Raw genomic sequence first — 25,289 nt, 5'->3', positions numbered from 1 at the left:
AATAATCAATATATTTTACGATTAAAATAAAACAATATATTAATAAAAATCAATATATTAATTTAAATATGATTTAATTTTAAACGATAATTAAATCATAAAATGTTAGCTGAATTTTGTGTAAAAATGATTAAAATAATTTAATAAAAATCTATCTTTTTTATGTATAACTTATACAATTGGCCAAAATTTCGATTCTGACCGAAATTGATCTTATTTATTATGAGGCTACCTATGCCAAAGGCAAAAAAACTAACATTAGCGGTTTTGATTAATGCCGCATTGATCTCCTCAACATACGCAAGCGAACAAAGCGAAGCAAAAGGTTTTGTTGAAGATGCAAATGGTTCAGTATTGTTCCGCACAGGCTTTTTAAATCGTGATAAAAAAGACGGTTTAACAAATGATACAAGCTCAACAGCGCAAACTGCCATTTTTGATCTTCAATCAGGCTTTACAAAGGGTGTTGTTGGCTTTGGTGTTGGCGTAGTAGGTGATGCATCTTTCAAGCTTGGTGCGAATAAGAATACAGGTAATCAAATGATTCCTGTAGATGATCGTGAATTTGCTTATGATCATTGGGCTCGTGGTGGTGCCAATGTGAAAGCACGTATTTCCAACACAACCGTGACTTATGGTACACAGGTGTCAACACTTCCTGTCATGGCAAGTAATCAAGCCCGTTTAGTGCCTGAGTATTACACAGGTGTTTTCATTGAAAGTAATGAAATTCCGAATCTAAATGTGGTTGCAGGTAAATTCACAAAAAACCAAATGTCAAACCAAATTAGTACCGATAAAGATGTGACAGGTCAAGGGCTTGATCGTGCAGTAGTTTGGGGTGCTAAATATAAATTTAATGATCAACTCAATTCATCGTATTATGGCTTAGATGTTCAAGATAAGTTAGAACGTCATTATGCCAATGTAAACTTTACCCAAAGCTTAAAAGACAAGAGTACCTTAACACTTGATGCCATGGGTTATCATACAAAATGGGATAAAGATGCACTCACTGATTCACATACCACAGATGATCTAGCAAACCGTAAAAACTCGATTTGGGCTGTTTCAGTGGGCTATGGCAAAGATGTACATAATGTCATGCTTTCTTATCAAGATAACACAGGTAATACTGGATATGACTATGGCTATAATGCTGATGGTTTACAAAGTATCTATGTCCCTAATTCCTATTTAGGTGACTTTAATGGTAATGATGAAAAATCTGTCGGGCTACAATATAACTACAACTTTAAAAATCACGGTTTACCTGGTCTAAACTGGACAACTGCATTTGTTTATGGTTGGGATATTGATATCGCTAAAAAAACAGATCGCTCAAAAATCATTGACCAAGCCGAAGAACATGAGTTCTTTAACCAAGTCAAATATACAGTTCAAACAGGTGCATTGAAAGATGCAAGCCTACGTGTTCGCTATTCTTACTTACGTTCAAGTGATACCTATAATAATGTTTCTGATGAATATGTCAGCAATGTCATTGGCTCAACCAATGAATGGCGTTTGTTCCTTGATATTCCTGTGAAACTGTTCTAATTCACAGCTTTATTTAAGTCATAAAGAAACCTCCATTCAATTGAATGGAGGTTTCTTTATCAGCTAGACTTTAAATCATAAAATCTAGCTGAATCTACTCAGAAAATTACTTCTTAGCAGCTTCGATTGCTTTCAATACTTCAGCTTTTGCAACGTCAGCACCTTCCCACCCGCTGATTTTTACCCATTTACCTGGCTCTAAATCTTTATAGTGAGCAAAGAAGTGCTCAACTTGGCTAATCAATAAAGGTGGAAGATCTGTATATTCTTTCACATCTTTATAGAGAGGAGATAACTTCTCATGTGGAACTGCGATGAGTTTCGCATCGATACCACCATCATCTTCCATTTTTAATTTACCCACTGGGCGGCAACGGATGACTGAACCCGCAGCAACAGGATGTGGAGTTACAACAAGTACGTCTAATGGGTCGCCATCTTCAGATAATGTATTTGGTACATAACCATAGTTAGCTGGGTAGAACATTGCTGTACCCATAAAACGGTCTACAAATAACGCATCAGAATCTTTATCGATTTCGTATTTGATTGGCGCTGCATTTGCAGGAATCTCAATGATGACATAGATGTCATTTGGTGCGTCTTTACCCGCAGGAATATTGCTATAACTCATATCAACACTCGTTTATCTTGTGAACTTAGATGTAAATCCGACAGATTATAGCGTGAATACCATAAAAATGATGCTAGATATGCTGAGCGTTAATGAATTTTATACTCAACATCGATTTAGGTCAGTTTAATCGTAATCACAAACAGTAAAATTGGACAAAATATTGAAAAAAACCAAATAATCGAACGTAAAGTAGCTAGATTCGCTAAATAACAGATGCCATAAATAATGCGAAATACAATATACGCCCAGCCTAAGCTCAGAATAAATTTCTCAGGCACAACCATATATTCAGCCATTAAAATTGCAGCGATAAATAAGGGTAAACTTTCAAAACTATTCTGTTGTACTGCATTGGCTCTTGCAGCTAGACCTGTCGTTTTCGCCAAAAAATCACGCGGATTCTGATTATCCTTTGCTTGGAAGCCACCTTTTGCTTTTGCAATTAAGGTAAAAACATATGGCAATAAACACGCAACGATAAGAATCAATATAATGCCGCTAATACCTTGCATGCTAATATCCATCATTTGAAGTTCTTGTGATCATGCTATCATAACTTATAATTTATCAAACTTTCATTTGTGCTTGTTCAGCAAGCACTGCTTTTATATATTCTGCTAGTTTTAAAAGTAGTTTTCTTTGATTCAATCTCAAGGTCATGTTATGCCAGCTCAAGATCAAAACAAATTGTTTGATGTTCTTGCTCAACAACGACAGCATCAGCTTTTAGTTGACCGCGTTCTCAAAGTAGTGTTGCCCATCATCGCATTTCTACTCAGCGTGATTTGTGCAAACCTCAATTGGCAATCAACTTTGGGGACTTTCGCGATTCTCACACTTGCATTTTATGCGGTTGGAATTAAAAGGCTCACACTTTGGCATTGGCTAACGATAGTTGTTCTCTACGTTTTTGCGGACAATTACTTCAGCTTTAATGGAATTGACCCAATTCGGTTACGTTTTCAACTTGCGACCATGCTTGTATTTGTCGGCATTGTCGGTATTGGACGGCCTTATATTGATCGTTGGTTGATGAAATCAAATAATACTCAATAAGCCCAAATAAAAAAAACGCCACAATTGTGGCGTTTTTTTATTTCCAATAGCTCCCTTATTTTAAACGGAGGCTAAGTGGGATTCTTAAGCTGGTTTACGTAAATCTTTACGTAAGATCTTACCTACGTTCGATTTTGGTAGATCATCCATAAACTCAACATAACGTGGGCATTTATAGCCTGTTAAGTTTTGTTTTGCATAAGCAATAATTTCTTCAGTTGTTAATGAAGGATCTTTTTTCACGATGAATAATTTAGGCACTTCACCTGATTTTTCATCTGGCACACCAATCGCAGCAACTTCCAATACTTTTGGATGCTTCGCAATCACTTCTTCAATTTCACTCGGGTAAACGTTAAAGCCTGAAACCAAGATCATATCTTTTTTACGGTCTACAATTTTGAAATAACCGCGTGAATCCATGACACCAACATCACCCGTACGGAAGAAACCGTCTTTGGTCATGACTTTCTCAGTTTCATCAGGACGATTCCAGTAGCCTTTCATTACCTGTGGGCCACGAATCGAAATTTCACCCTGCTCACCAAATGCCACTTCATTACCATCATCATCAAGTAAAGCAACTTCAGTCAATGGTAATGGGATACCAATCGTACCACTAAACTCTGTTGTTGCAGGCGGGTTTGCAGTCGCCACTGGCGATGTTTCAGATAAACCATAACCTTCGATAATGATCGTACCTGTTACTTTCTGCCAAGCAGCAGCCGTAGATGGTAATACAGCCATACCACCACCCATTGCCATCTTCAATTTGCTATGGTCAAGCTGTTTGAATTCTTCGTTGTTCACTAAGGCATTAAACAAGGTGTTTACTGCTGGGAAGAAAGAAGGTTGGTATTTACGTAATTCGCCAACGACTGCTGGTAGGTCACGTGGGTTCGGAATCAAGATATTCGCTTGACCTTTATACATACCGTAAAGCGCGCACACCATGAATGCAAAGATGTGATAAAGCGGTAACGCACACACGATACGATCATCTTTAGAACCGTCACCTGTGCCAAATTTACTTGAGAAAATACCATCACATTGTAATAGGTTAGAAACCAAGTTACGGTGTGTTAACTCAGCACCTTTAGAAACACCTGTCGTACCACCTGTATATTGCAGTACAGCAGTATCGCTTAAGGTCAAACTTGGGCGTTTATAATTGCTTGGATTTGCTTTACCTAACGCTGCATTAAATTTAACGTGGCCAGGAATATTCCATGCTGGAATTTGCTTACGTACTTTACGTAAAACGAAGTTTACAATCGTACCTTTCAGTGTACCGAGCATGTCACCGACAGAAGCAACCACAACATGCTTCACTGGTGTTTTACCAATAATGCTTTGATAAACACTAGCAAAGTTTTCGATGATTACAAGAGCTTCTGCCCCAGAGTCATTTAACTGATGCTCAAGCTCACGTGAAGTATAAAGTGGGTTTACATTGACCAATACTAAACCTGCACGGAATACACCTAGAGCAACTACTGGATACTGGAATACGTTCGGCATCATCACCGCAACGCGCGATCCTTTTTTCAAGCCCAGACCTTGCAGGTAGGTGGCAAATTTACGGCTGGCGACTTCTAATTCATTATACGTTAAAACTTTATCCATGAAGATAAAGGCATCACGTGAACCAAATTTTTGGAAATTGCGTTCAAAAATATCAACAAGTGAGGTGTTTTCAGCAGGCAGCGCAACTGTTTCTGGGATTCCTGTCTTTTGGTATTCTGCAAACCAAATCTTTTCCATAATGCCATTATCTCCGAGTAGTAATCCTTAAAAATGTAACGACGTTACTTTCCATGACAAAACTTTTTTTTAACTTTTGGAATTGCCCTGTCAATCTATTCAAATAATATGAATACCTTGTCATATATAACGTATTTTTATCACAGAATACTAGCCTTATCTCTGAATGAGGAGTCTATTTGCTTTTTGATATCCCCGTGGTAAAAGTTGCCCCTTTGTTGCTCTTTTTCCTATATATTTTTGGAGATCGTCCCCTTTCAGTTTTAGGTGTTGTTGTCCTGCAGCGACTTGGATTATTTCATCTAAATTAAGTGTTGTCATGGATAAAATTTGCTCTTTTTCATCAAGTTGTATCAACTTGTTACCTTTACCTTTATTCAGAACAGGTAATTCAGCCAAATCTATGATCAATAAGCGCCCTGATGAACTGAGAATTGCAACATGTGTGGCTTGTTGAATTGGCAATAAAGGTAAAGCGGTTGCATTGTCTGCAACTGTCAAAAAGGCTTTACCTGCTTTCGCATTGGTATCTAACTGCGCCGCTTGCGTTTTAAATCCATATCCGTTTGAACTGACAGCAAGTAACTCATTACTGTCCTCATCAACAAATACTTGAATAAATGACACGCCGCTGGCTGGTGCAAGCTTTGAGCTCAATGGCTCGCCTAAACCACGTGCAGAAGGGAGACTACTAATCGGCAGCGCATAACTCCGCCCTGTTTCATCTAAAAAGTAGACTCTCTGATTGGTTTTCCCAACTGCATGACTCAAATATTGATCACCTGCACGGAAATTTAGATTTGCTGCATCAACGTCACCACCTTTAGCGGCTCTCACCCAGCCTGCTTCTGACAAGACCACAGTTACTGTTTCCGCAGGCATTAAATCTTGCTCTTTGATTTGTACCGCATCTGCACGTGTCACAATCGGTGAACGACGATCATCACCGAACTTTTTCGCGTCTTCTTTTAACTCACCAATAATTAAATTCTTCAATGATTCAGGATTTGCAAGTTGCTCGCGAATAATCGCTGCTTTTGCTTCCAGTTCTTCTTGTTCACGGCGGATTTCCATTTCTTCAAGTTTAGCCAAATGACGAAGCTTGAGCTCCAAAATTGCCTCAGCCTGAATATCATCAATCCCAAAGTGCTGCATCAAAACAGGTTTTGGTTGATCTTCTTCACGAATAATCCGAATCACGGTATCAATATCTAAATAAGCAATTAAAAGGCCTGCCAAGATATGCAAACGCTTTTCGATTTTAGTTAAATGGTATTGTAGACGTCGTGTTACGGTTTGCTTACGAATCTCAATCCATTCCAACAAAATACGGCGAATCGATTTGACTTGAGGACGACCATCTGCACCAATCATATTCAAATTAACGCGATAGCTTGATTCTAAATCAGTGGTCGCAAATAAATGGCTCATCACCGTTTCAGCATCTACACGATTAGAACGCAATACAATGACTAAGCGTGTTGGATTTTTATGATCTGACTCATCCCGAACATCACTGACCAATGGCAGTTTCTTGGCAATCATCTGATCGGCGATTTGGGTGATCACCTTTGAGCCTGAGACCTGATAAGGCAGTTCAGTAATCACAATCTCATTTTTTTCGACCGTATACACTGCACGCGCACGATAGCTACCACGCCCTGTAGTTTGGATTTTCAGTAATTCTTCTGGTGGCGTAATAATTTCAGCTTTGGTCGGTAAATCGGGTGCTGGAATATATTCTGCTAATTTTTCATCAGTGGTTTCAGGGTTACGAATCAGCGCAATGGTGCCTTTAACGACTTCACGTAAATTATGTGGTGGAATATCAGTTGCCATCCCTACCGCAATACCCGTAGTACCGTTCAGTAGGATATTGGGAATCCTTGCAGGCAAAGTAATCGGTTCTTTCATCGAACCATCAAAGTTATCTTGCCATTCACTCGTTCCTTGCCCAAGCTCACTCAGTAATAATTCACTATAAGCAGACAATTTGGCTTCGGTATAACGCATTGCAGCAAATGATTTCGGATCATCAGGTGAACCCCAGTTGCCTTGACCTTCAATCAATGGATAACGGTAGCTGAATGGCTGTGCCATCAACACCATTGCCTCATAGCAGGCTGAGTCACCATGTGGATGGTATTTACCCAATACATCGCCAACAGTACGGGCTGACTTCTTCGGCTTGCCTGTTGACTTCAAGCCCAGCTCACTCATTGCATAAACAATACGGCGCTGTACGGGTTTCAGGCCATCACTGATATGCGGCAATGCACGATCCATAATCACGTACATGGCATAATTTAAGTAAGCTTGTTCTGTGAATTCGGCTACGGAGCGGTTTTCGGTTGCATGATGTGCAAGGCTCGTCATTTCAGCAAGTCATCCAAAATCATTGTTATCGTCAATGTTTTGTATGCTATGTGGATGAATGCCTTGTGACAAGCCCTTGTTGTTGTTTAAACGTCAAATGGTGTCTTATCAATGCTCATCTGTTGAAGAAGCAGACTCAGCATCATCTTCTTTATAAATAAATTTCGGCATTTCCAAACCAAAATAAATTGCGATTACACGCAAGGTAAAACCAAATACTAAAGTAAAAATCACAGTCAAATCATGAGGTAAACCAATTTCCAAACACACCCAATAGCAGATGACTGCAACAAATGAGATACTGGCGTACAACTCACGGCGGAACACTAAAGGCACATCATTACAAAGAATATCTCGTAGGATACCGCCTGAAACGCCCGTTAACACACCTGCCACGGCAGAAACTACAAAACCGTGACCCATCGATAATGCAATTTGACAGCCAATAATCGTGAAACCAATTAAGCCCATAGCGTCAAGCAATAGAAACACGCTACGTAAATGTTTCATCCATTTGGCGATAATAATGGTGACAAACGCTGCACAACAAGTCAGAACCAAATATTCAGGATGTTTGACCCACGTTAAAGGATAATGGCCTAGTAAAACATCTCGAACTGAACCACCACCTAAAGCAGTCACACAAGCAATCAGTGTTACCCCAAACCAGTCCATACTACGTCGTCCTGCTGATAACGCCCCTGTCATCGCTTCCGCAGTAATAGCAATAATATAAATCACGGTGAGTAACATCTGCCGACATCCCTAAATCAGGCATCAAAGTGTGCGCTATTTTAAGGCAAACTTAGATGAATTGCGCACAACATTGTTTAAATTTTTTCCCTGAACCGCAAATACAGGGTTGTTTCATGGTGATTTGCAGATCCAAGGTTGGATCAAGAAAATACCAGTGCTGCTGATGCAAAACAAAATGTGAAATTTCATGATGAATATGCGCCTGTTTGTCACCCTGATTTTTATCACAATAATGAGCTTTGAACTCGACCAAGGCATGGGTTTTATCCAGTTTTGGCTGGTGCTGCACGACTTCTAATTTTAGCCACTGATTGGATTGACTCCAATCTGCAATCGCATCTCGATCCAAAGCGGCTTGCTGCCCCAAAGCAGTAGTTTCCAAAATATAATCAATCTGTTGTAAAGCAAAAGCACTGTAACGCGAACGCATTAATTGCTCTGCATTTTGAGCAAATTGTTGTTTCAAATGCAAAGGTTGGCAACATGTTACATATAGCCCACTTCCACATGGGCAATTCTCTGTCAATGTCATTTCAATACTCAAATAAAAATAGCCTTGAGCAAAACGACCGTAATCACGATCGTAAAACTCAGAGGCTATTTAAAACAAACTTAATTATGTATCGGCTAACTTTTCTTTGGCAATAATACGCACTTTTTCAATTTTGTGCCCATCCATTGTAACAACTTCAAAGCGATAGCCATCAGCTTCAACCATTTCCCCATTTTCAGGTAAACGACCTAAATGGAATAACACATAACCAGATAAAGTTGAATATTCTTCACTTTCATCAACCAGATCCTTACCTAATAACAGTGATACATGGCGAATGTCCGTTGAACCTTCTAATAACATTGAACCATCATCCAAACTGGCAGCCACGGCTTCCAATTCGTCTTCATCAGGGAACTCACCTGCGATCGCCTCTAATACATCTATCGGCGTTGCAATTCCCTCGATAGAACCGTATTCATTTAAAACGATGGCAATTTGTAATGGAGCCTGACGTAACTGCTCCATCACCATTAATACTTGTGCATTTTCATGCACAATCACAGGCTCACGTAAGTGTTTACTGAAATCAATTGCACCTGTTTCAATATATTCATTCAACACTTTATGCGTTAAAACAACACCTTCAATATTGTCTAACTCACCACGCGCAATAATCAACCGCGAATGGGTCATTGCCATTAAACGTTCTTTCAATTCTGCCGGATCAGCGTCTAAATCTAACCATTCTAATTCAGGACGTGGTGTCATCACAGATTTCACAGGACGTTCAGATAAGCCTAAAACACCCTGTACCAATACGCTGTGATAGACGCCATTATCTTCGTCAAAAACTTCTTTGGCATAGGCTTGAGTCGCTAAAACATCTTCGGCTTCTTTATTTTGGCCTTCACTACCATTACCTTTACTGCCCAACATGCGTAATACCGCAGAAGCTGTGCGATAACGTAAATCAGTCGTCGTCACCAATTTCTCTTGATTACGGCGCATGGTCTGATTCACGATTTCGACTAAGACAGAGAAACCAATCGCAGCGTACAAGTAACCTTTTGGAATATGGAAACCAAAGCCCTCAACCACTAACGAGAAACCGATCATCATCAGGAAGCCAAGACACAGAATCACGACCGTTGGATGCTTATTCACAAAATCCATCAGCGGTTTGGATGCCCAAAGCATAATACCAACAGCAATAATCATTGCCAGCATCATGACACTTTGATGCTTCACCATACCAACTGCAGTAATCACACTGTCTAAAGAAAAGACGGCATCTAAAACGACAATCTGAACAATCACCATCCAAAAAGTCGCATGTACAGGATTTTCTTCTTTCAGTGTTTGGTGACCCTCGATTCGTTCATGTAACTCCATCGTACCTTTGAAGAGTAAGAACACACCACCAAACAGCAAAATCAGGTCCCGACCAGAAAAGGCATGGTCAAAAATATGGAACAGTGGTTCAGTTAGAGTCACAACCCATGCAATTGCAGCAAGCAATCCTAGACGCATGATTAAGGCGAGAATCAAACCAACTCTACGAGCAGCATTACGTTGTTCTGGTGGTAGTTTTTCTGCCAAGATTGCAATAAATACTAGGTTATCAATGCCTAGTACGATTTCAAGCACCACCAATGTGGCTAAGCCAACCCATGCAGCAGGATCAGACATCCATTCAAAAATCATTGATGTGACTCCTCTGCAAAATCAGCAATATCGTTATGTAGTTGAAATTTTAAAAGGTCGGCACAAATAGCCAAAACATTTTTTTTAGGAAATAAGAACAAAGCGGAGCGACAACAACCACTACTCATAGAGGTACATAAATTAATAAAAGGATTTTCAGTATAGGCAAGATTGCAGTGAAATTCATCTTTTTTATGTGCTTGTTGTTTTCAAATTTTTTCTAAAATTCATGATATTGTTTTGTACGTAAAGTGTGCATAAAACTGTCATAAAAGTCATTTAACCTAGACAAGCATAATGAAAATGATAAGGTGAAAATAAACCGAATGAATAGTGTATTTAGAATGACAGATAAAAAAACCATTTCTTCTACTCCCAGAAAAACCACCCAATCTCTGATTGCGTTATATTGCGGTTCTCGTACAGGTAACAAACCCATTTATCGAGATAAAGCCATCGAACTTGCTCAACACATCGCGAATCAAGGTCTTGGAATTGTCTATGGCGGGGCAAGTATTGGCTTAATGGGTCAAGTTGCAGATACTGTACTCGAACATAGCGGTGAAGTAGTCGGTGTAATTCCTGAGTTTATGTTGGACTATGAAATTGCACACAATAAATTAACAGAGCTTCATATTGTTGAAACCATGCATGAACGTAAAGCATTGATGGCAGAACGTGCCAGTGCTTTTATTGCTTTACCTGGTGGTTTGGGTACTTTTGAAGAGATTTTAGAAATAGCGACTTGGGGCCAACTCAATCAGCACCAAAAACCGATGATTATTTATAATGTTAATCGTTTTTATGATGCCTTGATTGCTCAACTAGATCATGCTGTTGAAGAAGGATTTTTACCTCCTCAACATCGTGCCAAAGTGATTATTTGTGATTCGCTTGAACAAATTACCAATGTAATTAAAAATTTGAATAGTCCTACACGTATCGAGGTTTAAAATACTCAGCATAAAAAACGGATCAAATTGATCCGTTTTTTTATGCTCAGAGTTTATTGAAGATTAACTTGGTAAACAGCCGTTGAACCACTGACTTCATTACCAACCACGAGTAATGGCTTGCCATTTGGGGAGTCTTTTGCAGAGACAAAAATCAACCCCTCAGGTCCTAAATCACCCTGCTGCGCAATATCTGTTTCTACAAAGTTACGGGTAGTAAAATATTCAATAAACTTAGGTTTATTCGGTGTGGTGATGTCATACGCCATGATGCCACTCATACGTTCCAAGCCAATAAAAGCAAAGGTTTTCTTCCCGATTGTCCCCACAGTAATACCTTCTGGTTCTGGGCCTTTGGCAGCACTTCGCTTATCAAAAGTGACTTCTTCATGATCACTATTAAAGTATTTAGGGAATAACTCTGCTATTTTCTTTTCAAATTCGCTGCCCGAATCCCAAACAAGTTGACCTTGGGTATTCCAGATACTAAATGAACGCGCACCATAGGCATAGAGTTTGTCATAAACCAGATAACCATCTGCATCCAGTTTTGGTGAACCGTCTTGATTCACTTGGTATCCTTTGGTCCACGTCACTTTTAAACGACCTAATTGACCATCTTCACGACAGCCTTTTGCATCTGTTGCCGTTGCGCCACAATAACCAAAAGTTGATGCATTTAATCGTGCACCTTTTACGCCTACAGCGATTTTCTGTAAATGCGCTGGATACTCATCTTTGACTTTATTGGTAAAACCACTACTCTTAAACAGGTCTTTAATGCGAATTTCTTCTACAAAGCCCTTACTGGTATCACCACCAAAATATGCCTCAGCATCTTTTAACCAAGCTCGTGAATCCCCTTCATTAGCAGTCACCAAATAAGTTTGGCCATTCACCTGATAGTTCGCAATCGAATCTGGTTGATACATCCCCACTAAACCTTCCCAAGGTTTGATATTGATAATTCCCTTATCTTTATCTTTGGTATCAATAACACCATCACCATTACAATCTGTTTTTGGATCACAATCCCGATCACTCACATCTAAAGCATTCTCAACCAAACTATGGTCTTTATAGCCTAATGGATAAATATCGGTGACTTTCTGTTGTGCGATATCTATTCTCGCAATTGCATTATTTTCTTGTAACGTGACCCAAGCGGTTTTGCTATCTGCTGAAATGGTTATATATTCAGGTTCTAAATCTTGAGCAACGCTGGCATTTGGACCAAAGATACGTACTCCTTTGGCAAATAAATCTGACTTTTGATTATTCCATGCACTAAAACCTGCCACACTGGCTTTAGGTTGTTGAATATTGCTGATATCAATAATGCTGATCGAACCTTCAGGATCAACCGAGTAATCATCATTCGGTTCTGCTTCATTTGCGACTAAAACCGTTTTAGCATCTGGACTAAAAGTCAGCATATCAGGTAAAGCACCCACACTCACTTTGCTAATAAAACTGAGATCTTTGGCATTAAAAAACACCACCATTCCTGCATCCGTTTTATTCTCAGCTTGTACTGCAATCGCAACAATGCCATTTTTCACAGCAACACTATTTACTTCAGAATTTGCTAAATACGTTCGTGCTGAAAGCTCTGCAATGTGTACAGGCTGTGCTGGTTTAGATGCATCTAAAACATCGACTAAACCTTTTTGTGCATTGACTACAAATAAGCGTTTACTTGCCGCATCATACGCAGGAATCTCAGCTGCACTTTTAACAAACACCTTGGTTTCATAACGCCCTAACAAACTTAACTTCATTGTTTCAGGCGTTGCTTCTACAACCTCTGGTGAGTTCGTAGCATTATCATTTTCATTACAGGCAACCAACCCGACAGACAACAATGCTGTCAATAAAACTGAAATCTTAAATTTCATCATCAAATTCCATACCCTTATTTTGTATGGTTAATTTAGTGATTTGAGATGCAAGTTCGATGACACTTTAATGTCAGTTCCATGACCACTCTTTGACAATTTTCGTCTTTATTTCCAATAGGGTTGCATTAAACTAGAACCGATTTCTTATGTGTCAGAACTCATGACCACGACAACACACCAAGCTGTACAGCCCGAATTTCGATGGTTGGTCATATTGGTTTCGATTGGCTTTTTTATGCAAGCCTTAGACACCACCATCGTGAATACTGCAATACCAACCATGGCGATTCAACTGAATGAAAATCCATTACAAATGCATAGTGTGATTGTCGCCTATGTATTATCTGTTGCAGCCTGTATTCCCTTGAGTGGTTGGTTAGCCGATCGTTTTGGGATTCGTAATATTTATCTCAGCTCTATGGTGATTTTCAGCTTGGCCTCATTGGGATGTGGCTTATCGCAAAACCTAGAACAACTGTTGTTTTTCCGTGTGATTCAAGGTATCGGTGGCGCCTTACTGATGCCTGTAGGCCGTTTGGCTTTATTAAAGCTAATTCCACGCTCCCAATTTCTTTCAGCCATGAGTCTCATGAGTTTGGCAGGGCTAATCGGTCCACTGATGGGACCTACATTAGGCGGTTGGTTAGTTGAAGTCGCCACATGGCATTGGATTTTTTTGATTAATCTTCCGATGGGTATTCTCGGTATGATCATGACATTTAAGATCATGCCCAATCAAAAAGAGCCGACGGTGAAAACTTTCGATTTCAGCGGTTTTATCTTATTGATGGTCGCAATGGTCGGTTTATCCTTAGGCATTGAAAATATGGCCTCCTCACAATATTCAAATCTTGTGAGTATCAGCTTATTGTTGATTGGTATAATTGCCACAGTTAGCTATGCCTATCATGCGCATACCCATCAAAATGCATTATTTCATGGGCGTCTATTCCGTTACAAAATCTTCTCGATCGGTGTATTAGGTAATTTCTTCGCACGTTTGGGCAGCAATGCTATTCCTTTTATTTTACCTTTGATGTTACAAGTTGCCTTTGGCTTTGAACCTTTCATTACAGGATTAATGATGATTCCATTGGTCTTGGGTTCATTATTTTCGAAACCAATTATTCGTCCATTAATTCAACGTGTAGGATATCGTCGTTTTCTACTCACCAATACCATCTTGGTCGGATTATGTATTGCGAGCTTCTCATTCATGACAGCAGTGACTCCACTGTGGTTGAAAGTCTTACACTTGTTTATTTTTGGTACATTAAATTCGCTACAGTTTGTAGGCATGAATACGCTCACTCTCAAGGACTTGCCACAACACGATGCCAGCAGCGGTAATAGTTTCTTATCAATGATTATGATGCTGTCTATGAGTATTGGGGTCGCAATGGCAGGCACACTGATTAATCTATTCAGTCAGCACTTTTCAACGACATCAATGAGCAGTGCTTTCCATGCCACATTAATTACACTGGGTTGTATTAACATCATTACTGCAATCATCTTTTGGCAAATTCCGAAAGAGACCACCGACGAGTCTCCATAAGACAATATCTAGGATTACTCTCAATACATCATGTAAATTTGTGGAACAATTGAGTCATCAGATGATCAATCTAAAAGCTAAACCGAGTACAATCTCTGCATGATCAATACTGTAAATCTAGCACTCAACTCGATATTGCATAGTACAAAATCTCATTATGGCAAAGAAAATACCGAAGTATCCACTCTCTCAGCATTATCCAGCACTGACTAGTATTGCTTTAACAGTGATGCTCGGTATCGTCAGTTATTTTGGATTGTTCTATCAACAAAAAGCCGTAGCACAAGATTATTCAATCCGTGGATTTGATGTATCGCATCATCAAGGTGAGATTAACTGGAAAAAGATCTCTCCGATGCAATACCAATTCGTGTATCTCAAAGCCACCGAAGGTGGCGATTTCAAAGATCAAAATTTTCAGCAGAATTGGCTCAAAGCACGTGAAAGAGGTTTACATGTCGGTGCGTATCATTTCTACCGTCTCTGCCGTGATGGCACCGTTCAGGCTGAAAATTTTATCGCTACTGTGCCAAAGAAAGCAGATGCCTTACCACCTGTGATTGATCTTGAATATGACAGTAATTGCATTAATACCTATACCAAAGAGCAGTTACTCAAAGAAATTCAGATCATGAATGATCAACTCCATAAACATTATGGCAAACAACCTATTTTTTATATTTCCAAGACTTTTTACCACATTGTTTTGATGGGTAATTTTAGCAATACCCCATTATGGGTGAGGGATTATGAGGGTAAACCTGAATTAAAAGATGGCCGAAAATGGCTCTTTTGGCAACATAGCCAAAGTGGAAAGATAGAGGGTATTCCAAAACCTGTTGATCTAAATGTCTATGCAGAATCGCCAAAACAGTGGCGAATCTTTTTAAAACAACAAGGCATCGTAGATGCCAAGTGAACTGCGCAAAATCATCCATATTGATATGGATGCCTTTTATGCATCGGTTGAACTCAGAGAGCGCCCTGATCTCAAAAACTTGCCTGTGGTGATTTCATCACACCACCCTCGTGCTGTAATTGCTGCAGCATCCTACCCCGCTCGTGTCTTTGGTCTGCGCTCGGCGATGTCGATGGGGCAAGCCAAAAAACTCTGCCCACAGGTTATCGTGATTGAGCCTAATTTTGAAAAATATCGTGAAGTCTCAGCTCAAATTCATCAAATTTTCCAACAATACACTCCTCTGATTGAACCCTTATCTTTAGATGAAGCTTATTTGGATGTCACTGAAAACTTAAAGAATATTCCTAGTGCGACTGAGGTCGCTGCACACATTCGTGCTGATATTTTTGCAGTAACAGGACTCACTGCGTCCGCTGGGGTAGCTCCCAATAAATTTTTGGCAAAGATCGCCTCTGATTGGAACAAACCTAATGGTTTATTTGTGATAAAACCCCATCAGGTACTCAATTTTATTCAGGATTTAGCTCTCAATAAAATTCCAGGGGTCGGTAAAGTCACTCAAGAAAAATTAAGTCAACTGAATTTACACACGCTCGGTGACCTACAAAAAATAGAAGAAAATATACTTATTCATCATTTTGGCAAATACGGAAAACAACTGTATTTATATGCTCAAGGGATTGACCATCGTCCTGTAAAAGCAGAACGGGAGCGCCAACAAATATCAAAAGAGATCACTTTTGATGATGATTATACACTTGAACAATGTCATCACACTTGGCAGCCCCTAGCTGCGCAAGTGTGGCGTAGTCTAAATAAAAAACAATTAACTGCTCGGGGAGTCAATGTAAAACTTAAACTTAAAAATTTTCAGGTTTTACAACACAGTAAAAGCTTCAAACAAGCGCTACAATCTGAACAAGACTTAGCACAAGTCATCTTTCAACTGCTGAATGAAATGCATATTGACCCGACTTTTCAATTCCGCTTAGTCGGTGTTGGCGTCTATCAATTACAGCCCATGCAACAAGAATCTCAACTTTCTTTGTGGTAGTGGCGTTTTTTTACACAAAAGCATATCCCAAACTAAAATTTATGTTTGCTTTTTATGCGGTTTTCAGTACTCTAGGCGGCGCGGTAACATTATCCTTGTTGCTTGCCCTTGCTAAAGAAATCCTCGCTTTTAGCATTTGCTCCTGTGGTTAGCGTGACGATCAAATCCGAATATTACAGGGCACTTCAGGTGTCCTTTTCTTATTTATCTTTTATAAAAACTCTCAACATTAGCTCTCTCGATCCAGAGTTCAGTTAAACTAATATCATAAAATTAGAAAATATTGATTACTGATCATTATGAATCAAAAACAAATTCTCTGTATTGAAGACGAAGCCGCAATTGTGTTGCCACTACGTTATGCGCTTGAACGTGAATGATGGAGTGTCAGTTGGGCAAATACAGGAACGCAAGCACTCGAATTACTCTCTCAACAGACTTTTGATTTTATTATTTTAGATGTAGGTTTACCTGATCTCAATGGTTTTGAAGTCTGCAAACAACTGCGTCAAAAATATCAAACACCTTTATTATTTTTAACAGCTCGCGATGATGAAATTGATCGGGTTGTCGGTTTAGAAATCAGTGCTGATGATTATTGTACCAAGCCTTTTAGTGCACGTGAAATTGTGGCAAGGATTAAAGCCTTTTATTTTTCCAGCAACGCAGGCTGGTTCGCATGGAAAGCTTTGCTGCCTGATTTATACAAAATTACACTGTAGTTAGGGGCCATGCAGTACAATCAGCCTATGTTTTTTTCATTAGGTTACCATTATGTCTGTGCAAAGACTGCATGTCACTTCACGTTATTGCGAAGTCGCAATTTCAGGAAATCTAGTTCATTTGGCAGGTCAACTGGCAGATGATACCAGTGTCGATGTTACTGCACAGACACAACAAACTTTAGATAATATCGATCGTTTACTCGCAGAAGCAGGTACAGACAAAACGCATATTTTATCTGTACTTATTTTTCTAAAAGACATTGAACAAGATTATGCAGCAATGAATGCGGTTTGGGATGCATGGATTGCTGAAGGTCATCCCCCAGCACGTACCTGCGTAGAGTCTAAACTGTATACGCCAGATGTTTTGGTTGAAATGACCGTGACAGCAGTACGTCCATAATCAATTAAGATGATTTTGCTGCTAGAACATTATATTTCATAACTCGTTCCGTTTGCGGCATTGTGGTTGCTGTGATTGAAACAGGCATGATCGGTTCAAATAGATCAGGAACTAAGTTCTCACGTAACTCTTGCTCCGTTGGAATACTGCTATAGCGCAATACTCGATAACCCGCTAATTCTAATAAGCTGTCTTGATAATGCTTTTGATGCAGCCGATTCACATATGACTCGTCTGCAATCTCAATAATTGCAAGCACTTGATGTTGCTGATCAAGTACGACAAAATCAGCAACTAAACCTTGATACTTACGACGCGTATGTGCAAATTTTGTCGTTAATAGCGCATCAAAAGAAACATGCGCCAAAATCGTATGACGAGGTAATACAGCTTGTAAACGCATCAAGGTAATTTGCTCAGAAATATTGAGAATACCACGGCGTTTTAATGGACTATCTTGACGCCGATTAGGATGTAGACGTCGAAACACAAGTGCTGTAATCAACAGCAATCCAACTATTGTTATGAAATAATACATTTCTAACGAATCCCTTTAGATTTTTTATAATCATTTTGGCTTTGAGCCATTTTTTTAATCAGTAACAACGATAGTTAAAGTCATTTTAGCAGTGTAACTTAAATTTTTTTAATCGTGTTTCACTCGTCGACCAAAGTCGTAAAAGCATCCTGCATCTATATTTATAATCATCAGTAGGCAAATATTCAAGCGGATATTGTCAGTATATGTTTCGATAAATTGTACTTTTATAACCAGATTGTGACTACCCTACCATTTATGTATAAAAAAGAAGGCATCATGACTGATGCCTTTTTTTATAGATTTAACGCTTTGGTTTCACTTTAGGTTTTGATTTTCCTGAGGATGGTTTTTTGTCACCTGTTTCACGTGGCGGTAAACCTGTATGTTGCGTTAAGATCTGCCCTTTTTGTGGACGTTTCTGACCTGATTGTGGCTGAGATTGCGCTTGACCACGCTTCGCTGAATCACCTGCAACAGTTGAGTTCTTTTTACGTGCAGATTTATATTCACCTTCAGCCGTACCTTGTGGCTGATAGGTTGGGATCAGATGCTGCTTCGAATTACCAATTAAATCCGAACGCCCCATCTCTTTCAGTGCTTCACGTAACAAAGGCCAGTTATTTGGATCATGATAACGCAAGAATGCTTTATGCAGACGGCGACGCTTTTCACCTTTCACAATATCGACATTTTCAGTATAACGCGCCACTTTAGACAATGGATTCTTGCCTGAATAATACATAGTAGTTGCAGTTGCCATTGGCGATGGATAGAAGGTTTGTACCTGATCAGCACGGAAACCATTTTTCTTCAACCAAATCGCCAAGTTCATCATGTCATAATCAGTGGTACCTGGATGCGCTGCAATGAAGTATGGAATGAGATATTGTTCCTTACCTGCTTCCTTACTGAAACGCTCAAACATTTGTTTAAAGCGGTCATACGTCCCGATTCCCGGTTTCATCATCTTCGACAATGGACCTTGTTCAGTATGCTCAGGTGCAATTTTTAAATAGCCACCGACATGATGCTGTACCAATTCTTTCACATATTCAGGATTTAATACCGCGAGATCATAACGAAGACCTGAACCGATCAAAATCTTCTTAACACCTTTGATTTCACGTGCTTTACGATAAAGCTGAACCAATGGTGCATGATCAGTGTGTAAGTTTTGACAAACCCCTGGATAAACACAAGATGGCTTACGACAATTTTTTTCAATTTCAGGGTCGTTACAGTGCAAACGATACATGTTTGCAGTTGGACCACCTAAGTCTGAAATAATGCCTGTAAATTGAGGTGCCGTATCACGAATTTTTTCGATTTCACGCAAAATCGAATCTTCAGAACGGTTTTGAATAATACGCCCCTCATGTTCAGTAATTGAACAGAAGGTACATCCGCCAAAACAACCACGCATGATATTGACCGAGAATTTGATCATATCAAAGGCTGGGAAACGTGCATTTCCATAGGAAGGATGCGGTAAACGTGCATAGGGTAAATCAAACACATAGTCCATTTCCTCAGTGGTCAGAGGAATTGGTGGTGGGTTGATCCAGACGTCCCGCTCACCATGACGCTGCACTAAGGCACGTGCATTACCCGGATTGGTTTCCAGATGCAAGATACGGTTGGCATGGGCATATAACACATGATCATCAGCAACGGCTTCAAAAGACGGTAAACGAATCACGGCCAATTCACGTGGCGGTAACTTATGTTTAATCGCTTTTGATGGCGCAGGCTTTAACTGCACAATCTGTGTATCTGGATCGAGCTGATCGCCTTCACGCACGATTGGATTGGTCACAATTTCTTTTTGGAAATTTTGATATTGTGCGAGTGAGTTGCCTTTTTCTTTTTCAACTTCACAGCCATCAATATCTTCAGTCATGACATAAGGATTGATAATTGGGTCTACACGACCAATCGTATCCACATCATTACTTGCGATTTCAACGAATTTGGCTTTAGATGCTTTATTATGCTTATTAATAATAAATGCTGTACCACGAACATCTGTAATTTCGTGGATTTTCTCACCTTTGGCTAAACGATGCATCACATCGATAATCGCACGCTCGCCATTACCATACATCAATAGATCAGCTTTTGAGTCCATCAAAATAGAGCGGCGAACTTTGTCAGACCAATAATCATAATGTGCAATACGACGCAAGCTGCCTTCAATACCACCAAGCAAGACAGGAACGTCAGGAAAAGCCTCACGGCAACGCTGACAGTAAACTGTTGCTGCACGGTCTGGACGCTTATTTGCTTCATTGTTTGGCGAATAGGCATCATCGGAACGAATTTTACGATCTGCCGTATAACGGTTGATCATTGAATCCATATTCCCTGCGGTCACACCCCATGCAATGGTTGGCTTGCCTAGAACACGGAAGCTCTCTGCGTTGGTCCAATCTGGTTGTGCAATTATTCCGACACGGAAGCCTTGTGCTTCAAGTACACGCCCAATCACACCTGATACAAAAGATGGATGGTCAATATAGGCATCACCACAAACCAAAATAAAGTCACAAGCATCCCAGCCGAGTTGATCCATTTCTTCTCGTGACATCGGCAAAAATGGTGCGGGTTCAAAACACGACGCCCAATATTTGTCGTAATCAAACAACGCTTTTGGCGCGGTCTGCATAGTATAGGCAGTAGACATGGCTTGTGAATCTCGGCTAGCAGATGGAGGAGAGACATCTAAAGATGAAAGCCGATCATTTTAACATGAATTCAATTCATTTTCCCTGTTTATAAAGCATTCAAGAACAAGGAGATAACAAATTATTTGTACAAAGTTTATTCGAATTTAAAAATTTAGGCTGAACGCTGTAATTTACCAAGATATAAAGCGGATACTAACCCAATCACCAAAACCACACTCACACTCAAATTAATTCCAATCCAGCCAAACTGCTCCCAAACCAATCCACCGAAGCTGCCGAGCAAACTTGAACCAATGTAATAGCAGAATAAATACAGCGAGGATGCCAATGCACGATATTGAACTGCTTGTACTGAAACCCAACTACTTGCGGTCGAATGCGCTGCAAAAAATGAAAAAGCGAAGATAATCAAACCGATCAAAATTGACCATAATGATGGAATGAGTGTAAACCACAAGCCAATCATCATCATCATTAACATCATCGGCAGAACATTATCACGCCCATATTTAAAGCCCCATTGTGCTGCTTTAGGCGAACTATAAATGCCTGCTAGATAAGCAATCGAAATCACACCAATCCATGTTTGTGATAAGTGAAATGGTGCTTCTAATAAGTGGTAACTGATATAGTTAAAAACTGTGACTAGGCAGCCCATTAAAATAAAGCCTTGGGCAAATAAAATTCGTAGTTTCGAGTCTTTTAAATTTTGCTCAAACGCGGCTTTAAAACGTGAAAATCGGAATGGAAATGGCTTGAAATGCTGTGATTTGGGCAACAATAAATAAAATAGACAAGCAATAATAAAATTTAGAAAACCAATGATATAGGTTGCAGATTGCCAAGAAATAAAGTCAACCAATACCCCTGCAATTAAACGTCCACCCATGCCGCCAATCGCTGTGCCAGAGATATACAGCCCCATCGCCAAACCAATATCTTTCTGTGCAATCTCCTCTCCAATGTAAGTCATGGCAACTGCGGCAACACCACTCACCGCCAAGCCTATAAAAATACGAGTTGTTAAGAAAATTTCCCAGATTGGAAAAGACGCACTGACCAGCAATAAAACCGAAACAAGGAACAAGGCAAACACCATAATCGGTTTGCGCCCGAAACGATCAGAAATAAAGCCTGTAAACAGCAGGCCAATCGCGAGGGCAATGGTGGAAAAGGATAATGGAAAACTACTATGTGTCGGGCTGACCTGAAAGAACTTTGCAAAAATCGGCATCATCGGCTGCACACAGTACAGGGATGAGAAAGAGGCAAACCCTGCAAAGAACAATGACCATAAAATCGCGGTAAATGATTTTGAACCATATTCAATATGGGTTTTGACAATGTCCGACATAAATCAGCTTTTTCTACAGGTCTGATTTGATTTTAGTCTTTTTTAGACTCCCTGTAATGGCTGCCTTTAAAAAAACCTGAAAAGTTGGGCATTGCATATAGTTTTCTGCAAAATGACCCTATATTTTGTAGGCTAAAACGTACACGAGTTGGGGTAATTAGCGAATATACGACTAAAGTTTAATTATCTATGATATTAGTCATAAAGAGATAGGATGTCTCATTCAGAACAACAAGAAACACAGGATGTGGTCGTTGACAGGAGTTAACGGCAAGAAACCAAATATGAAAAAGCCTCGACAGGATGTCGGGGCTTTTTCTATTGATAAAGAGATATTCACATGATCATAAAGTAACTGTTATTGACTCATTTATTCGTGGTTAATACCATCCATTTAACTTAACGCTAACGGTTTATTATTTTGCAATTCATCTCCATTCACCATGATCAACAACGATCTATAAAAAAATTAAAAAGCCTGATTATTCAAATAAGTTTGATTGTGATTGCAATCAATATGACAGCTTGCAGTAGTTTAACTGGATCATTCGCCAATCGCTCTACTCAGTTGTCATCTGGACTACAAAATGCCTATTCTGTTTCTCCAAATACAGCAAATCGCTTATCCTCAATGATCGTGCAAAATGCAGAGCGTTATGATGTATCACCCACTTTACTCGCTGCGCTCATTCGCCAAGAATCAAATTATAATAGTTCAGCACGCTCCCCTACAGGTGCGATCGGTTTAACTCAAATAGTTTCGACTCATTGGCGCCAGTCTTGTCCTGGCAATCTTTATGATGAAAATACTAATATTAATTGCGGTGCATATATCCTATCGACCTATTATAAATCTGCAGGCAGTTGGTCAAAAGCCGTAGCGTATTATAATGTTGGGCCATCAGGTTATGAACGGAGTTTTTGGACACGCCATAAAGGTAAAAAGTATGCTCGTTCAGTAAAACGTCATGAAAAAATCTTAAAAAAAGCCCTATAAAATAAAGCGTAAATAAGAAACCATGCTCTTAGGCATGGTTTTTATTCGCTGAATAATGAAATTATGCTTCGTCAAACAAACCTTCAAATAACACCGAAGACAAATAACGCTCACCACTATCAGGTAAAATTACAACAATCGTTTTGCCTACATTTTCAGGGCGTTCAGCAATTTGTGCCGCCGCCGCCAATGCTGCACCGCTTGAAATACCCACTAAAATTCCTTCTTGCATTGCACATTTTCTTGCCCACTCAATCGCATCCGCACTATTCACTGGCAACACTTCATCGACCAAGTTTAGGTCTAAGTTTTTAGGAATAAAATTCGCACCAATCCCTTGAATTTTATGCGGTGCTGGTGTAATGCTTTCACCATTTTTAGTTTGGGTAATAATTGGAGACTCAGCAGGTTCGACTGCAACAGAATAAATTGGCTGATTTTGAACTTGCTCAAAATAACGTGAAATTCCTGTAATTGTTCCACCAGTACCAACACCCGCAACTAAGATATCCACTTGTCCATTGGTTGCCTGCCAAATTTCAGGACCAGTCGTATCAACATGAATTTGAGGGTTGGCTGGGTTTTCAAACTGTTGTGGTAGGAAATAAAGCTCAGGATTTTCAGTGGCTAAACGAACAGCTTCATCAACCGCACCTTTCATGCCCTTAGCAGGCTCGGTCAAAACCAAATTCGCCCCTAAAGCTTTTAATACTTTTCTACGCTCTAAGCTCATACTTGCTGGCATAGTTAAAGTAATAGGATAACCTTTTGCCGCTGCAACAAACGCTAAAGCAATACCTGTATTACCGCTAGTCGGTTCAACAATATGCATACCCGTTTTAAGTACACCACGTTTTTCCGCATCCGCAATCAACGCTGCGCCTATACGGCATTTTACTGAAAATGCGGGATTACGGCTTTCCACTTTTGCCAATACTGTAGCATCTGATTTAATCAAGCGATTGATACGAACTAAAGGTGTATTACCAATGGCTTCGGCATTGTTTGCATAAACAGCGATACCTAGGTTGGCAGGCGTTGGAAATTGCTGATCGGTCGACATGTTATTTCCTTATTAGATTTGGAATGATTCTTAAGCATTATAGGCTTGTGAATCTAAGAGGAAAGTAGAAAACATTAAGATTTATGAAAAGTTTTTCCCATATTCATAGTTTTCTTCGCCGATTATGCACCCGTAAACCATGAGAAAAACACATAGTCATCGGACGTTTCATAAAATATCTCTATCTCATTCCAATCTGCTGTTAATCCTAATGCTAATTTTATATCTGAAGAAATAGGTAAAGTAAAACCTTCAACTGGAGTAACCTCCACACCGTTATGATAAATTCCCCAACGATCAGAGTATTTTAGATTTTTCGCATTCTGATTTTTCTTAATTAAAATAAATGTAACATAAAAAACACCCCTAACCATTAGGTTAGGGGTGTTTAGATTTAAAAGCTGGCGATGACTTACTCTCACATGGCAAGTGCCACACTACCATCAGCGCTAAGAGGTTTCACTTCTGAGTTCGGGAAGGGATCAGGTGGTTCACTCTTGCTATTGTCGCCAGCAAACTGTTGTGGTGTTTTGGGGTCTTATTGATCATGTTGTTCTTTCACTTCATGTCTGCCTTACTTACGAACCAAAGAGTTATTAACGGATTAGATATTGAGTCTAACTTTGTGTTCAGCATTTTAACTAGTTTTCACACTAAATCAAATTGTGTATTGAATTTATCTTGAATACAACAACTGTTTGGGTGTTGTATAGTCAAGCCTCACGAGCAATTAGTATTGGTCAGCTTCACACGTCACCGTGCTTCCACACCCAACCTATCAA

21 protein-coding genes, 1 rRNA gene and 1 pseudogene are annotated in these 25,289 nt (G+C 39.6%); 9 read left to right on the top strand and 14 right to left on the bottom strand.

All coding sequences use genetic code 11. From position 1 onward, the window contains the following. Positions 1-234: 234 nt before the first annotated feature. Positions 235-1,560: an OprD family outer membrane porin gene (locus tag HYG88_RS08170; RefSeq protein ID WP_178882888.1), complete on the top strand. Its 1,326-nt coding sequence runs from the start codon at positions 235-237 to the stop codon at positions 1,558-1,560. A 106-nt stretch (positions 1,561-1,666) separates the two neighbouring features. On the opposite strand, the gene ppa is transcribed toward HYG88_RS08170, so the two are convergent. Continuing rightward, entirely contained in the window at positions 1,667-2,194 is a 528-nt protein-coding gene (ppa, locus tag HYG88_RS08165; RefSeq protein ID WP_046737873.1) for an inorganic diphosphatase, read from the bottom strand. Positions 2,195-2,310: 116 nt separating this feature from the next. Next, entirely contained in the window at positions 2,311-2,709 is a 399-nt protein-coding gene (locus HYG88_RS08160; RefSeq protein ID WP_178882887.1) for an MAPEG family protein, read from the bottom strand. A 151-nt stretch (positions 2,710-2,860) separates the two neighbouring features. Between HYG88_RS08160 and HYG88_RS08155 the strand changes: the two genes are divergently transcribed. Further along, a complete protein-coding gene (locus tag HYG88_RS08155) occupies positions 2,861-3,253 on the top strand; it encodes a hypothetical protein (RefSeq protein ID WP_087545108.1) in 393 nt (130 codons plus the stop codon). Between the two features lie 84 nt (positions 3,254-3,337). Here the strand turns inward: HYG88_RS08155 and HYG88_RS08150 are convergent, their stop codons facing one another. From HYG88_RS08150 to HYG88_RS08130, 5 genes are all read right to left on the bottom strand, one after another. After that, positions 3,338-5,017, bottom strand: coding sequence for an AMP-binding protein (locus tag HYG88_RS08150; RefSeq protein ID WP_178882886.1), 1,680 nt, complete (start codon positions 5,015-5,017; stop codon positions 3,338-3,340). A gap of 156 nt (positions 5,018-5,173) precedes the next feature. After that, a complete protein-coding gene (gene parC, locus HYG88_RS08145; RefSeq protein WP_178882885.1) occupies positions 5,174-7,393 on the bottom strand; it encodes a DNA topoisomerase IV subunit A in 2,220 nt (739 codons plus the stop codon). 108 nt (positions 7,394-7,501) lie between these two features. Next, positions 7,502-8,146, bottom strand: coding sequence for a trimeric intracellular cation channel family protein (locus tag HYG88_RS08140; RefSeq protein WP_004659470.1), 645 nt, complete (start codon positions 8,144-8,146; stop codon positions 7,502-7,504). Positions 8,147-8,198: 52 nt separating this feature from the next. After that, the gene (locus HYG88_RS08135; protein WP_005163214.1) at positions 8,199-8,681 is read right to left on the bottom strand and encodes a YchJ family protein; all 483 of its coding nucleotides are present in this window, start codon (positions 8,679-8,681) and stop codon (positions 8,199-8,201) included. Between the two features lie 84 nt (positions 8,682-8,765). Next, positions 8,766-10,349, bottom strand: a complete 1,584-nt coding sequence (locus HYG88_RS08130; RefSeq protein ID WP_178882884.1) for a TerC family protein — start codon at positions 10,347-10,349, stop codon at positions 8,766-8,768. Between the two features lie 326 nt (positions 10,350-10,675). Here HYG88_RS08130 and HYG88_RS08125 point away from each other — a divergent pair, with 326 nt between their 5' ends. Then, entirely contained in the window at positions 10,676-11,302 is a 627-nt protein-coding gene (locus HYG88_RS08125) for a TIGR00730 family Rossman fold protein (protein WP_087536517.1), read from the top strand. A gap of 53 nt (positions 11,303-11,355) precedes the next feature. Here the strand turns inward: HYG88_RS08125 and HYG88_RS08120 are convergent, their stop codons facing one another. Continuing rightward, positions 11,356-13,200, bottom strand: coding sequence for a choice-of-anchor I family protein (locus HYG88_RS08120; RefSeq protein WP_178882883.1), 1,845 nt, complete (start codon positions 13,198-13,200; stop codon positions 11,356-11,358). 163 nt (positions 13,201-13,363) lie between these two features. Between HYG88_RS08120 and mdtD the strand changes: the two genes are divergently transcribed. From mdtD to HYG88_RS08095, 5 genes and pseudogenes are all read left to right on the top strand, one after another. Beyond that, positions 13,364-14,761, top strand: a complete 1,398-nt coding sequence (mdtD, locus tag HYG88_RS08115) for a multidrug transporter subunit MdtD (RefSeq protein WP_178882882.1) — start codon at positions 13,364-13,366, stop codon at positions 14,759-14,761. A 157-nt stretch (positions 14,762-14,918) separates the two neighbouring features. Continuing rightward, the gene (locus tag HYG88_RS08110) at positions 14,919-15,680 is read left to right on the top strand and encodes a GH25 family lysozyme (RefSeq protein WP_087536514.1); all 762 of its coding nucleotides are present in this window, start codon (positions 14,919-14,921) and stop codon (positions 15,678-15,680) included. A gap of 1 nt (position 15,681) precedes the next feature. Then, positions 15,682-16,737 carry a DNA polymerase IV gene (dinB, locus tag HYG88_RS08105; protein WP_178882893.1) on the top strand — a complete coding sequence of 352 codons (1,056 nt, stop codon included), beginning with the start codon at positions 15,682-15,684 and terminating at the stop codon, positions 16,735-16,737. 296 nt (positions 16,738-17,033) lie between these two features. Then, positions 17,034-17,390: pseudogene (locus HYG88_RS08100) on the top strand (response regulator); the annotation flags it as partial. Positions 17,391-17,511: 121 nt separating this feature from the next. Next, entirely contained in the window at positions 17,512-17,865 is a 354-nt protein-coding gene (locus HYG88_RS08095) for a RidA family protein (RefSeq protein ID WP_178882881.1), read from the top strand. 4 nt (positions 17,866-17,869) lie between these two features. On the opposite strand, the gene HYG88_RS08090 is transcribed toward HYG88_RS08095, so the two are convergent. The 3 genes from HYG88_RS08090 to HYG88_RS08080 all read right to left on the bottom strand — a co-directional run bounded on the left by HYG88_RS08090 (position 17,870) and on the right by HYG88_RS08080 (position 22,447). Further along, positions 17,870-18,403, bottom strand: a complete 534-nt coding sequence (locus HYG88_RS08090) for a DUF2726 domain-containing protein (protein WP_005218803.1) — start codon at positions 18,401-18,403, stop codon at positions 17,870-17,872. Positions 18,404-18,707: 304 nt separating this feature from the next. After that, entirely contained in the window at positions 18,708-21,089 is a 2,382-nt protein-coding gene (locus HYG88_RS08085) for a YgiQ family radical SAM protein (protein WP_178882880.1), read from the bottom strand. Between the two features lie 155 nt (positions 21,090-21,244). Next, positions 21,245-22,447, bottom strand: coding sequence for an MFS transporter (locus HYG88_RS08080; RefSeq protein ID WP_178882879.1), 1,203 nt, complete (start codon positions 22,445-22,447; stop codon positions 21,245-21,247). Positions 22,448-22,964: 517 nt separating this feature from the next. Between HYG88_RS08080 and HYG88_RS08075 the strand changes: the two genes are divergently transcribed. Further along, positions 22,965-23,444: a lytic transglycosylase domain-containing protein gene (locus HYG88_RS08075; RefSeq protein ID WP_256731560.1), complete on the top strand. Its 480-nt coding sequence runs from the start codon at positions 22,965-22,967 to the stop codon at positions 23,442-23,444. Between the two features lie 61 nt (positions 23,445-23,505). Here the strand turns inward: HYG88_RS08075 and cysK are convergent, their stop codons facing one another. The 3 genes from cysK to rrf all read right to left on the bottom strand — a co-directional run bounded on the left by cysK (position 23,506) and on the right by rrf (position 25,021). Next, complete coding sequence (cysK, locus tag HYG88_RS08070; RefSeq protein ID WP_178882878.1) at positions 23,506-24,507, bottom strand: cysteine synthase A; 1,002 nt, start codon at positions 24,505-24,507, stop codon at positions 23,506-23,508. 122 nt (positions 24,508-24,629) lie between these two features. Beyond that, on the bottom strand, positions 24,630-24,881 hold the full coding sequence (locus tag HYG88_RS15175) for a hypothetical protein (protein ID WP_218647861.1): 252 nt from the start codon (positions 24,879-24,881) through the stop codon (positions 24,630-24,632). Between the two features lie 25 nt (positions 24,882-24,906). Next, positions 24,907-25,021: ribosomal RNA gene (gene rrf / locus HYG88_RS08065) — 5S ribosomal RNA — on the bottom strand. Positions 25,022-25,289 lie beyond the last annotated feature (268 nt).

The organism is Acinetobacter sp. SwsAc4 (assembly GCF_013391535.1).
GTDB lineage: Bacteria > Pseudomonadota > Gammaproteobacteria > Pseudomonadales > Moraxellaceae > Acinetobacter.
Note: the sequence above shows the minus strand (reverse complement) of the source record. Positions and strands in the feature narration are given on the sequence as shown.

What these genes read in the sequence shown, in the direction of transcription:
- HYG88_RS08130 (WP_178882884.1), bottom strand. Translation starts at nt 10,349, where the DNA reads ATGATTTTTGAATGGATGTCTGATCCTGCTGCATGGGTTGGCTTAGCC.
- HYG88_RS08125 (WP_087536517.1), top strand. Translation starts at nt 10,676, where the DNA reads ATGAATAGTGTATTTAGAATGACAGATAAAAAAACCATTTCTTCTACT.
- ppa (WP_046737873.1), bottom strand. Translation starts at nt 2,194, where the DNA reads ATGAGTTATAGCAATATTCCTGCGGGTAAAGACGCACCAAATGACATC.
- HYG88_RS08110 (WP_087536514.1), top strand. Translation starts at nt 14,919, where the DNA reads ATGGCAAAGAAAATACCGAAGTATCCACTCTCTCAGCATTATCCAGCA.
- HYG88_RS08085 (WP_178882880.1), bottom strand. Translation starts at nt 21,089, where the DNA reads ATGTCTACTGCCTATACTATGCAGACCGCGCCAAAAGCGTTGTTTGAT.
- HYG88_RS08075 (WP_256731560.1), top strand. Translation starts at nt 22,965, where the DNA reads ATGACAGCTTGCAGTAGTTTAACTGGATCATTCGCCAATCGCTCTACT.
- mdtD (WP_178882882.1), top strand. Translation starts at nt 13,364, where the DNA reads ATGACCACGACAACACACCAAGCTGTACAGCCCGAATTTCGATGGTTG.
- HYG88_RS08095 (WP_178882881.1), top strand. Translation starts at nt 17,512, where the DNA reads ATGTCTGTGCAAAGACTGCATGTCACTTCACGTTATTGCGAAGTCGCA.
- HYG88_RS08140 (WP_004659470.1), bottom strand. Translation starts at nt 8,146, where the DNA reads ATGTTACTCACCGTGATTTATATTATTGCTATTACTGCGGAAGCGATG.
- HYG88_RS15175 (WP_218647861.1), bottom strand. Translation starts at nt 24,881, where the DNA reads ATGGTTAGGGGTGTTTTTTATGTTACATTTATTTTAATTAAGAAAAAT.
- HYG88_RS08160 (WP_178882887.1), bottom strand. Translation starts at nt 2,709, where the DNA reads ATGCAAGGTATTAGCGGCATTATATTGATTCTTATCGTTGCGTGTTTA.
- HYG88_RS08135 (WP_005163214.1), bottom strand. Translation starts at nt 8,681, where the DNA reads ATGACATTGACAGAGAATTGCCCATGTGGAAGTGGGCTATATGTAACA.
- cysK (WP_178882878.1), bottom strand. Translation starts at nt 24,507, where the DNA reads ATGTCGACCGATCAGCAATTTCCAACGCCTGCCAACCTAGGTATCGCT.
- parC (WP_178882885.1), bottom strand. Translation starts at nt 7,393, where the DNA reads ATGACGAGCCTTGCACATCATGCAACCGAAAACCGCTCCGTAGCCGAA.
- HYG88_RS08150 (WP_178882886.1), bottom strand. Translation starts at nt 5,017, where the DNA reads ATGGAAAAGATTTGGTTTGCAGAATACCAAAAGACAGGAATCCCAGAA.
- HYG88_RS08155 (WP_087545108.1), top strand. Translation starts at nt 2,861, where the DNA reads ATGCCAGCTCAAGATCAAAACAAATTGTTTGATGTTCTTGCTCAACAA.
- HYG88_RS08120 (WP_178882883.1), bottom strand. Translation starts at nt 13,200, where the DNA reads ATGAAATTTAAGATTTCAGTTTTATTGACAGCATTGTTGTCTGTCGGG.
- HYG88_RS08170 (WP_178882888.1), top strand. Translation starts at nt 235, where the DNA reads ATGCCAAAGGCAAAAAAACTAACATTAGCGGTTTTGATTAATGCCGCA.
- HYG88_RS08080 (WP_178882879.1), bottom strand. Translation starts at nt 22,447, where the DNA reads ATGTCGGACATTGTCAAAACCCATATTGAATATGGTTCAAAATCATTT.
- HYG88_RS08090 (WP_005218803.1), bottom strand. Translation starts at nt 18,403, where the DNA reads ATGTATTATTTCATAACAATAGTTGGATTGCTGTTGATTACAGCACTT.